The 11,158-nt window shown below is 70.3% G+C and carries 6 protein-coding genes and 2 pseudogenes; 2 read left to right on the top strand and 6 right to left on the bottom strand.

Features of this window, described 5'->3' with window-relative positions; genetic code table 11:
- The 6 genes and pseudogenes from QAA18_RS11645 to pilG all read right to left on the bottom strand — a co-directional run.
- Positions 1–366, bottom strand: a pseudogene (locus tag QAA18_RS11645) (chemotaxis protein); the annotation flags it as partial.
- The gene (locus QAA18_RS11650; protein ID WP_279413141.1) at positions 359–6,286 is read right to left on the bottom strand and encodes an Hpt domain-containing protein; all 5,928 of its coding nucleotides are present in this window, start codon (positions 6,284–6,286) and stop codon (positions 359–361) included. The pseudogene QAA18_RS11645 and the gene QAA18_RS11650, both read right to left, overlap by 8 nt.
- 26 nt (positions 6,287–6,312) lie before the next feature.
- Complete coding sequence (locus tag QAA18_RS11655) at positions 6,313–8,328, bottom strand: methyl-accepting chemotaxis protein (protein ID WP_279413142.1); 2,016 nt, start codon at positions 8,326–8,328, stop codon at positions 6,313–6,315.
- Positions 8,329–8,364: 36 nt separating this feature from the next.
- Positions 8,365–8,919, bottom strand: a complete 555-nt coding sequence (locus QAA18_RS11660) for a chemotaxis protein CheW (RefSeq protein ID WP_279413144.1) — start codon at positions 8,917–8,919, stop codon at positions 8,365–8,367.
- 1 nt (position 8,920) lies between these two features.
- Positions 8,921–9,286, bottom strand: coding sequence for a response regulator (locus QAA18_RS11665; protein ID WP_279413145.1), 366 nt, complete (start codon positions 9,284–9,286; stop codon positions 8,921–8,923).
- 19 nt (positions 9,287–9,305) lie between these two features.
- The gene (gene pilG / locus QAA18_RS11670) at positions 9,306–9,707 is read right to left on the bottom strand and encodes a twitching motility response regulator PilG (RefSeq protein ID WP_279413146.1); all 402 of its coding nucleotides are present in this window, start codon (positions 9,705–9,707) and stop codon (positions 9,306–9,308) included.
- A 159-nt stretch (positions 9,708–9,866) separates the two neighbouring features.
- On the opposite strand from pilG, the gene gshB reads away from it, so the two are divergent.
- Positions 9,867–10,862: a glutathione synthase gene (gene gshB, locus QAA18_RS11675; protein ID WP_279413147.1), complete on the top strand. Its 996-nt coding sequence runs from the start codon at positions 9,867–9,869 to the stop codon at positions 10,860–10,862.
- A gap of 56 nt (positions 10,863–10,918) precedes the next feature.
- Positions 10,919–11,158 (top strand): annotated as a pseudogene (locus QAA18_RS11680) (energy transducer TonB); the annotation flags it as partial.

The raw sequence follows: 11,158 nt of genomic DNA on the forward strand, positions 1-11,158 counted from the left end.
ATCGTCGCTGCCCGCGCCCGGCGGAAGCACGTCCTGGTGGCCGCCGAGCTTGGCGGCCAGGTGGCGCACCCAGCGCGCGGCGTCCCAGCCCTCGCGCTTGGCCGCGACCGCGACTTCGTCGTAGATCACGATCATCGACGGCGCCTGCAGGATCGCGTCGAAACCATCGAGGGCGTCCTCGACGCTGGGCTCCAGTGCCACGAGCACCGCCTGTGGCGACGCGGCCACGACCGCGGCCGGATCACCCGCGGTCGGGTCGGCGACCAGCACCAGGTCCGCACCTGCCTGCCGGAGCGCCGACTGCAGGTTGTCGCAGGCTGGTCCCGGGCGCGCGAGCAGCGCGACCCGCTTGGGCGCTTCAGACACCTTGCTGCTCCTGCGCCAGCAGTTCGAACACGTTGCGCAGCAGTTCGTGCTCCTGGTACGGCTTGCCCAGGTAGCGGTTGACGCCGATCTCCATCGCGCGTTGGCGATGCTTTTCGCCGGTACGCGAGGTGATCATGATGATAGGCACGTCGCGCAGGCGCGGCTCGGCCTTCATCGCGGTCGCAAGCTCGTAGCCGTCCATGCGCGGCATCTCGATGTCGAGCAGCATGAGGTCCGGGACGCGCTCTGCCATGCGCTCCAGCGCATCGATGCCGTCTTTCGCCGTACCGACCTCGAAGTTGTGGCGTTCGAGTACGCGGCCGGTGACCTTGCGCATCGTCACCGAGTCGTCGACCACCATCACCAGCGGCACCTTGCGCGCGACCACCGGCTGCACCGGGGCCACGTCGCGCGGCGCCGCGGACTGGCGGCGCACCAGCGGCGCGACGTCGAGGATCACGACCACGCTGCCGTCGCCCATGATGGTCGCGCCGAAGATGCCCGGCAGCGAGGCCACCTGCGGTCCGACCGGCTTCACCACGATTTCGCGGTTGCCCAGCACCTGGTCGATGCAGACCGCCGCGCGCAGGTCGCCCGAGCGGATCAGCAGCAGCGGCATCTGCAGTTGGCCCTCGGCCTTGGCCGCGCCATGGCCGAGCAGCAGGCCGAGGTCGTGCAGCACATACTCCTCGCCGCCGTAGCTGTAGGTCGCGCCTTCCTTCTCGAGTTCCTCGCGCGCGATACGGCCGACGCCGCGCACCGAGGCGATCGGCACGGCGTAGCTGGTTTCGCCCGCGCGCACGAACACCGCCTGCGTCACCGCCAGCGTCTGCGGCAGGTGCAGGACGAAGGTGGTCCCTTCGCCCTTGGCGGTCTTGATATCGAAGGTGCCGCCGAGCTGGCGCACTTCGCTGGCGACCACGTCCATGCCCACGCCGCGGCCGGCCAGGCGGCTGACCTCGTCGACCGTGGAGAAGCCCGGCTCGAAGATCAGCGAGTCCAGCGCGCTGTCGCTGAGCACCGCGCCCGGCTGCACCAGGCCGCGCTGTTCGGCGCGCTTGCGGATGGCCTTGCGGTTGAGGCCGGCACCGTCGTCGCCGACTTCCAGCACGACTTCCGAACCTTCGCGGCGCAACACGATGCGGATCGTGCCTTCGGGGCCCTTCTTCGCCTTGCGGCGCTCGTCCGGGGATTCCAGGCCGTGTGCGACGGCGTTGCGGAGCATGTGCTCCAGCGGCGCGGTCATGCGCTCGAGTACGTTGCGGTCGAGTTCGCCCTGGGCGCCGTCGAGCTTGAGCTGGACCTGCTTGCCGGTGTCGCTGGCCGCCTGGCGCACTACGCGGCGCAGGCGCGGCACCAGCGCATCGAACGGCACCATGCGCGTGCGCATGAGGCCTTCCTGCAACTCGGAACTCACGCGCGACTGTTGCAGCAGCAGGGTTTCGTAGTGACGGATCTGGTCGTCCATCGACTGCTGCAGGCTGGTCAGGTCGGCCGCGGACTCGGCCAGCGCGCGCGACAGCTGCTGCAGGGTCGAGAAGCGGTCGAGCTCCAGCGGGTCGAACGTCTGGTCGCCGGTGTCGTGCTCGCGCTGGTAGCGGGCGATGATCTGCGCTTCCGTTTCGCTGTCGAGGCGGCGGAGCTGGTCGCGCAGGCGCGCGTTGGTCTGCTCCATTTCGCCCATCGCCGTGCGGAACGAACCGAGCTGCTGCTCGAGTCGGGCGCGGTAGATCGCGACCTCGCCGGCGTAGTTGACGAGGCGATCGAGCAGGTCGGCGCGGATGCGCACCTGTTCCTGCGGGGCGCGCACGCTGGTGTCGTCGTCGTCCTGGGCGACGTCGCCGATCGGCGCCGACAGCGGCTTGAGTTCGACCCTGGGCGCGGGCACCGGGCCGCTTGGGCGCGGGGTTTCCTGTTCGGGCGCCAGCGTTTCGCCGCGCGCACGCGCTTCGAACTCGGCGATCAGGCGCGCGGGCAGGCCGATGGCGTGGCGCGAGCCGACGCGGGTGACCATCGCGTGCAGGCGGTCCAGGCCGCGCTCGAGCAGCGGGATGCCGTCGCGGCCGAGTTCGACGCGCTGGTCGACCACGGCCTCGAGCAGGGATTCCATGGCGTGGCCGAGGTCGCCCACGGCCATGATGCCGGCCATGCGCGCGCCACCCTTGAGGGTATGCAGGTCGCGCTGCAGGCCGACCAGCGAATCGCCTTCGCCGGGGGCTGCCTGGAGTTGCGCCAGCAGCGAGTCGGAATGGTCGAGCAGGTCGACGCTTTCCTCGACGAAGATGTCGATCAGCTCCGGGTCGAGATCGGTAAGATCGAGCGGACCGTCGGGATCCTCGGAGGATGCGGCGACAGGCGCAGCGGCAGCGGGGGCTTCAACGACGGACTCCGCGGCTTCGGCTCGTTCGGCTTCGGCTCGTTCGGCTTCGGCTCGTTCGGCTTCGAGGCGCGCGGCTTCAGCGCGCTCGGCTTCGATGCGTTCGGCTTCGGCACGTTCGGCTTCGAGGCGCTCGGCTTCGAGGCGTTCCGCTTCGGCTCGTGCCGCTTCGGCTCGTGCCGCTTCAGCACGTTCGGCTTCGAGCCGTGCGGCTTCGGCTTGCTCTGCTTCAACGCGTTCGGCTTCGAGGCGCGCAGCCTCGGCACGCTCGCTTTCCAGCCGCGCGGTTTCGGCCTGCTCGGCGGCTGAGTGCTCTGCAGCCGCGCGCTCGGTCGCCAGGCGCTCGGCTTCGATGCGCTCGGCTTCGATGCGCTCGGCCTCGAGCAGGTTGGCCTCGAGTTCGCTGGCGCCCGCATCGGGCTCCGCCGGAGCCGGAATCGAGTCCGCGGCCTCGCCGGTACCCAGCACGCTGGCGAGGTCGCCAAAGGCACCCGCGACGTCGATGGAGGACAGCTCGTCGGCAAGCGACGCGCCCAGGTTGGGAGCCGGCGCTTCGGCGGCAGGCGCTTCCGGCGCGGGCGCTTCGGGGGCTTCGGAGACGTCCGGCTCGATCGCGTCGATATCGATGTCGAGGTCGAGGTCGATGTCCGGCACACCGAATTCCTCGGCCGGCGCCACCTCGGGCAGGCTGTCGCGCAGCGCCGCCAGGCGCGCGCCCAGCGCGTCGCAACTGGCAATGCGCGGAGCGGGCGACTTCAGCGCGGCGACGGTGGAGCGGATCGCCGTGGTCAGGTCGGAAAGCGCGGCAACGCCCTCGCCCGTCGCCGTGGCGCGCGCCGCCACCAGCCGGCGCACATAGGCTTCGGCCGGAGTCATCGCGTTGGTGATGGCCGGCACTTCGGTCATCGCGAACGCGCCGTTCATGGTGTGGATCGCGCGCAGCAGCGAGTCGTCGGCCTGTGCGGGCGCCATGCGCGCGCCGGCCAGCCACTGGTCGACGGTGACCAGGTGGCCGGCGATCTCGGCGTCGAGGATCTCCAGCAGCACCTGGTCCACGTTCGCGGGCTCGCCCGCCGGTTCGGCCACGGGTTCCGGTTCGGGCGCGGACGCGGACGCGGCCTCGACCACCGGCTCCGATGCCGCGGGTGCCTCGGGTTCGGCGGCAGCGGCGGGCGCGGCCGTGGCGGTGTGGAACGCTTCCTCGCCGGCGGCGACGCGATCCGCAACGGCCTCGATCGCCGACAGGTCGGCGACGAGGCTGCCTTCGCCGCGCAGCGCCGAAAGCAGCTGCGGCAGCGTTTCGTAGCTCTGCGTCACCAGCGCCAGCACGGCGGGGCTCGGCGGACGCGATCCGTCGAGCACGCGGTTGAGCATGTTCTCGGTCTTCCAGGCGAACTCGCCCAGGGTGCGCGCACCGACCAGGCGGCCGCTGCCCTTCAGGGTGTGGAAGACGCGGCGGATCGGGCGCAGGCGCTCGAGGTCGTCCGGCGCTTCGCGCCACTCGGGGAGCATGTCGCGCAGGTTGGCGATCTCTTCCTCGAACTCCTCGAGGAAGATTTCGCGGATTTCGTCGTCGATCTCGTCGCCGGTGACTTCGAATCCGCCGGCGGTGCCGGTGCCGACGGGCGCCGGGGCATGCGCCGGCGGCGGCGCAGCGACGGGCGCAGGCGGCGGCGACGCGGGCGCGACCGGGGCGTCCGGCCGGGGCGCCTCGACCGCAGCCGGCGGCGGCGCGGCAGGCGTGCCCGTGAACGACGGGGCGGCGGGCGCGTCCGCGGACGGCGCTTCCATGGAAGGCGTCGCCGCGGCCTGCGGCGGTGCCGGAGCGGGCGGTGCCACGGCTTCCGGTGCCGGTTCCGGCATCGGCTCGGGTTCCGGGACCGGCCAGTAGCCCAGGGCTTCCAGGCTGTTGCGCGCGATGTCGAGGATGTCGTCGCGGTTGCCGCGCTGTTCGCGCAGCGCTTCGAGGAAATATTCCAGGCTGGCCAGTGCATCGGCCAGGGTGTCGAGCTGGCGGCCGCTGGGAATGCGGCGGCGCGAGACCAGTTCGCGCTCGGTGTAGGCGCGGACGCCGGCAAGGTACTTGGCCGGCTGCGGCAGGTCGAGCATCTGCAACGCACCGGCGACCTCGCCAAGCAGGCGCGGCACTTCCACCAGTTCGCCGTGGTCCCAGCCGGTCTCGACGAAGGCGACGAACGCCTGGCGCGCGTCGGCGAAGTTGGCGATCGCCTCGCGTGCCAGGACTTCGGTGACCTTGCGCGACTCGCTGGCGAGCATGTCGTCGGTGCCGGCGTCCGGGCCGCCCAGGCGGGCAACCTGCTCGTCGAGCGACGCATCCACGTAAAGCAGCGCCGAGGCGATGTCGAGCAGTTCGCCCTCGGCAACGCCGCGACCCTGGCCGAGGATGCCTTCGAGCGCATCGCGCTGGCGCGACACCAGGTTGCGCGCGGCTTCCAGGCCGAGCATGCCGAGCGTGTCGGCGATGGTGCCGAGTGCGCCGGCCTGCGGCCGAAGCGCGGACACGTCGCCCTGGCCGGTACGCAGGTGCAGGTCGAGCGCGTCCTTGACCCGCAGCAGGTCTTCCTTGATCGCCGCGGACACGGTGTCCAGCAGCGCGCGGTTGTGGCCGCTGAGGCTGCCTTGCGCGTGCGCGATCTCGGATTCGGATGCCTGCAGGTCGAGGTCGAAGGTCTCGCGCAGGCTCTGCAGCGCGGGATGGTCGCCGCCCGCACGGGCGACGCGATACAGCAGCTTGCGCGCCGGCTCGAGCGCGACGTCGGCGCGCACGGGAACGGCGGCATCGGCGGCAGGCTGGCGGCGGGCTTCGGCGGCGACCGCGGCGAATGCGTCGCGCAGGCCGTCGTCGGCCTTCAGCGCACCGTCGCGCAACGCGGCGGCGACGGCCGAGGCCACCCAGTACATGCGGCGCGCGCCCTCGGCATTGCCGGCACGCGCGTACAGGCCTTCAGCGGCGGCGGCCAGCTGGGCCTGCTGCGCGGGCCAGGCGGCCAGCGCGGCGTCGAACTGGGCGACCAGCGCGGCGGCGTCGCCTTCGGCAGGCTGCGGCATTCCGGCACCGAACGCATCCGGCAGCGGGCGCTGCATGCCCGGCGAGAACAGCGCGCTTTCGTCCACGGCCTGCTCGCCATGCGCGGTACGCAGGTCGTTGAGCAGCGGCAGCAGCACCACCGGGACGTCCTTGTGGCCGCCCTGCAGGCGCTCCAGGTAATCCGGCAACAGGACCACGCCGCGCATCAGCGTGGCGCAGGCGTCCTCGCGCCCGGCCACCTTGCCCTCGCGCAATGCCGGCGCGAGCCGTTCCATTTCCTCGGCGCCCTTGGCCGGCGCATAAAGCTCGACCATGCGCAGCGTGCCCTGCACCTCGTGCAGGCGCTCGGCGCACGCGGCCATGCGCGCGGTATCGGAAAGGTCGTCGGCGAACGCCTCGATCTCGATCCGCGCCTTGCGCAGGGTCTCGTCCAGCTCGGGCTTGATCCACCCGAGCGTGGTGTAGTCGAGCGCGTCGCGAAGCGCAGTCGTCATCGTACGGCTCTATCCGTCCCGCCGGGTCAGGCGGGCAGCTTGAAGTCGGCGACCGAACGGCGAAGGTCGGCGGCGAGCTGGGCCAGGTTTCCGATCGACTGCGCCGTCTGGCTCGCGCCCTGCGAGGTCTGCGCGGTAATCGACTGGATGGTGTTCATCGCCTGGGTGATGTTGGTCGCCGCGGCGGTCTGCTGCTGCGCCGCGCTGGAGATGCCCTGGATGAGGTCGGCGAGGTTGGTCGACACGTTTTCGATCTCGCCCAGCGCGGTACCCGCGTCCTCGGCCAGTCGCGCACCGGCGACCACTTCCGAGGTCGTCTGCTCCATCGAGCTGACGGCCTCGTTGGTGTCGGCCTGAATCGTCTGCACCAGCGATTCGATTCGCTTGGTCGCGTTCGACGAGCGTTCCGCGAGTCGCTGCACTTCGTCCGCCACCACCGCGAACCCGCGGCCCGCCTCACCGGCCGATGCCGCCTGGATGGCCGCGTTGAGCGCCAGGATGTTCGTCTGTTCGGAAATGTCGTTGATGAGTTCGACGATCGAGCCGATTTCCTGCGAGGACTCGCCGAGGCGCTTGATTCGCTTCGAGGTTTCCTGGATCTGGTCGCGGATGTTGTCCATGCCCTGGATCGTCTGGCGCACGACGCCGGCGCCGTTGGTCGCGATCTGCACCGAGCGCTGGGCCACCTCGGCCGACTCGGCGGAGTTCTTCGACACCTGGTTGATGCTCGCCGCGATTTCGTTGATCCGGTCCGAGGCGGAGTTGATTTCCGTGGCCTGGTGTTCCGCGGCCTCGGCCAGGTGCATGGCGGTGGCCTGGGTCTCCTGGGCGCTGGACGCCACCTGCACCGAGGTGTCCGTGATCGTCTGCACCAGGCTGCGGAGCTGTTCGACCGCGAAGTTGATCGAGTCCGCGATGGCGCCGGTCATGTCCTCGGTCACCGTCGCCTTCACCGTGAGGTCGCCTTCCGCGAGCGAACCCATCTCGTCCAGCAGGCGCATGATCGCCTCCTGGTTGCGGTTGTTGAGTTCCATCGTGGTTTCGTAGCGCTTGCGCTGCGCACGGCTCAGGGACACCAGCAGGCCGACGATGGCGAACAGGGTCAGGCCGCCGGAGATGATCGAGACCCACACGCCGCCGATGATGCTGGTGTCCTTCAGCGAGCCGAACGCGGTCAGCGCGCCGAACAGGTTTTCGCTGTCGGTCAGCAGCTTGTTGGAACCGGTGGCGATGGCGTCGGCCGCGCTCTGTGCGCGGAACAGGTTCTGCGACGTGCTGAGGATCGCGTCCAGGTCGGTCTGCATCGCGGTCCACAGGGTGTTGGCCTGGTTGAGCGAAGCCACGGCCGCCGGCGCGGTCACCTTCTGCGCCTCGCCGCTGCCGCCCTCGTGCAGGCCCTGGAGCACCTGGCCGAACACGCCGGCGTCTCGCGCCAGCGCGTCGCCGGCGATCTGCGCGCCCGGGCCGCCGGCCTGGATCTCCGCGACGCGGCGGGCCATGGTCGCCGCGAGGATGCCCTCGCGCACTGCCAGGTAGACCTGCGACGAGGCCGAACCGCTGGCCAGCATCGCGCGCACCACCTCGTCCATCTGCGCCTGCAGCTGCGGCACGCGCTGCACGAAGCTGTTGGCGTTGCCTGCCAGGCCGAGCACCGCGCGCTCGGAATCGATCACCTGCTGCGCGCTCTTGTTCAGCGGCAGCCAGGTCTCGGTCACGGTGGCGATCTGCCCGGAGACGCCCGGGGCCTGGCCGAAGTTCGCGTTCAGCGACTCGACGTCGGCGTTGATCTGCTGGCGGGTGGCCTTGAACGCCACGAACGCGTCGGCGTTGCCGCCCACCGCCTCTCGGCCCTGGTTGGCCAGCCGCTGCGAGTTCACCTGCAGGTTCGAGGCCGCACCGCTCGCGCCGCTGAGGCGCTGCGCCTTGACGATCGAGTAGATGGTGTTGGCGCCGACCACGATCAGCGACAGGACCAGCAGGAACACCCAGAAGTTGGTGCCGACGTTGCGGCCCTTGGCGGTGTTGTCCATCACGGTGCTCATGGTTCTACCTCGGTCTTCGGTTGCGGTGCGCGGCGGTCAGGCCGTCGCCTGGCGGAATTCGGGAGTGCGGGCCAGCTTCTGCAGGCTGAAGATGCCCCACGTGTTGTCGCCGAGCCGGTACCCGCGCTCGACGAAGTTGGCGTAACGTCCTTCGGCGAAGGCCTGCTCCTGCAGCGCCTCCGCCGGGATCTGCTGTTCGTCGACGAAGCTGCGCTGTCCGTAGAGCTCGTCGATGGTCACGGCGACGTCGCCGCCGGGCTGGCGCACGATCAGCACGCGCTGGCCCTCGTGGAGCACGGTGCGCTCGCCTTCGAGGAACTGCTTGAGGTCGACGATCGGCAGCAGGTTGCCGCGTACGTTGGCCACGCCCAGCATCCACGGCTGCGTGCCGGGCACCGGGGTGACCTGCGGCATCGGCAGGATCTCGACCACCTCCTCGAACCCGGACGCCAGGCGCTGGCTGCCGACGCGGAAGCCGACGCCGCGCCACAGGCCCGGCGCGTCGAGCTGCTCGGGCAGGCCGGCGACGTGCGCCAGGCTACGCTGCTCGTAGTCGGCGAGGATCTCGAAGGGGCTGAGCGGCCGACCCATCTCAGGCACCGACGAGCTCGTTGATGCGCGCGACGAGGGCGTCCTCGTTCGGCGGCTTGACGATGTAGTCCTTCGCGCCCTGGCGAAGGCCCCAGGCGCGGTCGGTGTCCATGTTCTTGGTGCTGACGATCAGCACCGGGATCTTCCCGGTGGCCGCGTCGCGCGACAGCGCGCGGGTCGCCTGGAAGCCGTTCATCCCGGGCAGGATGACGTCCATCAGGACCAGGTCGGGCATCTCGCGCTTGCACATCGCGATGCCGTCCTCCGCGTTGCCCGAGGACAACACCTCGTGGCCGTTGCGTTCCAGCAGCTGGGTGAGCACCGCGACGTCAGTCGGCGAGTCCTCGATCAACAGGATGCGTGCCATGTCGTGCCCTACCCCCCGGTCAGGCGTTTACGTGCTTGCGGATCGCGTCGAGCAATTCCTCGCGCGTGAATGGTTTGGTGACGTACTGCTCGGAACCGACGACGCGGCCCCGCGCCTTGTCGAACAGGCCGTCCTTCGACGACAACATGATCACCGGCACCGACTTGAACAACTGGTTGTTCTTGATCAGGGCGCACGTCTGGTAGCCGTCCAGTCGCGGCATCATGATGTCGACGAAAATGATCTGCGGCTGCTGGTCGGCGATCTTGGCCAGCGCCTCGAACCCGTCGGTGGCCGTGACCACGTCCGCGCCTTCGCGCTTGAGCAGCGTCTCGGCGGTCCGCCGGATCGTCTTTGAATCGTCGATCACCATCACTCGGAGGCCACCTAGGCTTCCGGCGCGGCTGTCGTCTGGCGTCATCGAAAAACTCCCCTGGCGCGGTGCTCGTGATTGCCGGCGCCGCTGCGAAACATCTATATCCCAGCCTGCGGCGGAAGTGTCAAGTTTTCGTTGTCCGGGATGGGCGCCTGAACACGTTGCCCCCTGCTACCATGCCATCCCCACGCTGTGGACCTGCGCATGGTGCTCGACATTGTCGTCCTGATGGACCCGATCGGGTCCATCCGCATCGCCAAGGATTCCACCTTCGCGATGCTGCTGGAGGCGCAGCGGCGCGGCCACCGGCTGCATTACGTGTGTCCCGGAGGCCTGTCGCTGCGCGATGGCGTCGCGATCGCCGACGTCGCCCCCCTGGCCGTCTTCGACGACCCGGACAAATGGTTCGAACTGGGAACTGCGTCACACCGTGAGCTGGGCCACGGCGACGTGGTCCTGGTCCGCACCGACCCGCCCGTGGACGGCGAGTACATCCACGACACCCAGATCCTGGGCCTGGCCCAGGCCGCCGGGGCGATGGTCGTCAACGACCCGCAGGGCCTGCGCGACTACAACGAGAAGCTGGCGGCGCTGCTGTTCCCGCAGTGCTGCCCGCCGACGCTGGTCAGCCGCGATGCCGCCGCCCTCAAGGCTTTCGTGGCCACCCACGGCGAGGCGGTACTCAAGCCGCTGGACGGCATGGGCGGGCGCTCGATCTTCCGTGCCCGCGCCGGGGAGCCCAACCTCAACGTGATCCTGGAGACCCTGGTTAACAGAGGCACGGCTGACGGCGGCCGCCACCTGGCCATGGCCCAGCGCTACCTGCCGGAGATCGTCCAGGGCGACAAGCGCATCCTGCTGGTGGACGGGGAGCCGGTGGACTACTGCCTGGCGCGGATCCCGCAGGGCGACGAGTTCCGCGGCAACCTGGCGGCCGGCGGCCGCGGCGAGGGCCGGCCGCTGACCGAGCGCGACCGCTGGATCGCCGCCCAGGTCGGGCCTGAAATGAAGCGCCGGGGCATGCTGTTCGTCGGCCTCGACGTGATCGGCGACTACCTGACCGAGGTCAACGTCACCAGCCCCACCTGCATCCGCGAGCTGGACGCCCAGTTCGGGCTGAACATCGCCGGGATGCTGTTCGATGCGATCGAGAAGCGGGGACCGGGGACTGGGGACCGGGGACCGGGCAAGCCGGCGTGAGCGCGGTGGCGGCTCCGGCGCCGCGCATCGGCGAGCGCGAACGCCTCAGCGCCACCATGGTGCTGTCGCTGCTGCTGCATGGCCTGCTGATCCTGGGCGTGGGCTTCGCCCTGGACTCCGCCGCGCCCGTGGTCCCGACCCTGGACGTGATCCTGTCCCAGGCCCGCAACGCCCTGACCCCGGAGCAGGCCGACTTCCTGGCCCAGGCCAACAACCAGGGCGGCGGCGAGGACGACAAGGCCGTGCGCCCGCGCGACAGCCAGACCGGCGACCTGGCCAGGCCCGAGCCCGGGCTG

This window comes from Luteimonas sp. 8-5, from assembly GCF_029763755.1.
GTDB lineage: Bacteria > Pseudomonadota > Gammaproteobacteria > Xanthomonadales > Xanthomonadaceae > Cognatiluteimonas.

What these genes read in the sequence shown, in the direction of transcription:
- QAA18_RS11650 (WP_279413141.1), bottom strand. Translation starts at nt 6,286, where the DNA reads ATGACGACTGCGCTTCGCGACGCGCTCGACTACACCACGCTCGGGTGG.
- QAA18_RS11655 (WP_279413142.1), bottom strand. Translation starts at nt 8,328, where the DNA reads ATGAGCACCGTGATGGACAACACCGCCAAGGGCCGCAACGTCGGCACC.
- QAA18_RS11660 (WP_279413144.1), bottom strand. Translation starts at nt 8,919, where the DNA reads ATGGGTCGGCCGCTCAGCCCCTTCGAGATCCTCGCCGACTACGAGCAG.
- QAA18_RS11665 (WP_279413145.1), bottom strand. Translation starts at nt 9,286, where the DNA reads ATGGCACGCATCCTGTTGATCGAGGACTCGCCGACTGACGTCGCGGTG.
- pilG (WP_279413146.1), bottom strand. Translation starts at nt 9,707, where the DNA reads ATGACGCCAGACGACAGCCGCGCCGGAAGCCTAGGTGGCCTCCGAGTG.
- gshB (WP_279413147.1), top strand. Translation starts at nt 9,867, where the DNA reads ATGGTGCTCGACATTGTCGTCCTGATGGACCCGATCGGGTCCATCCGC.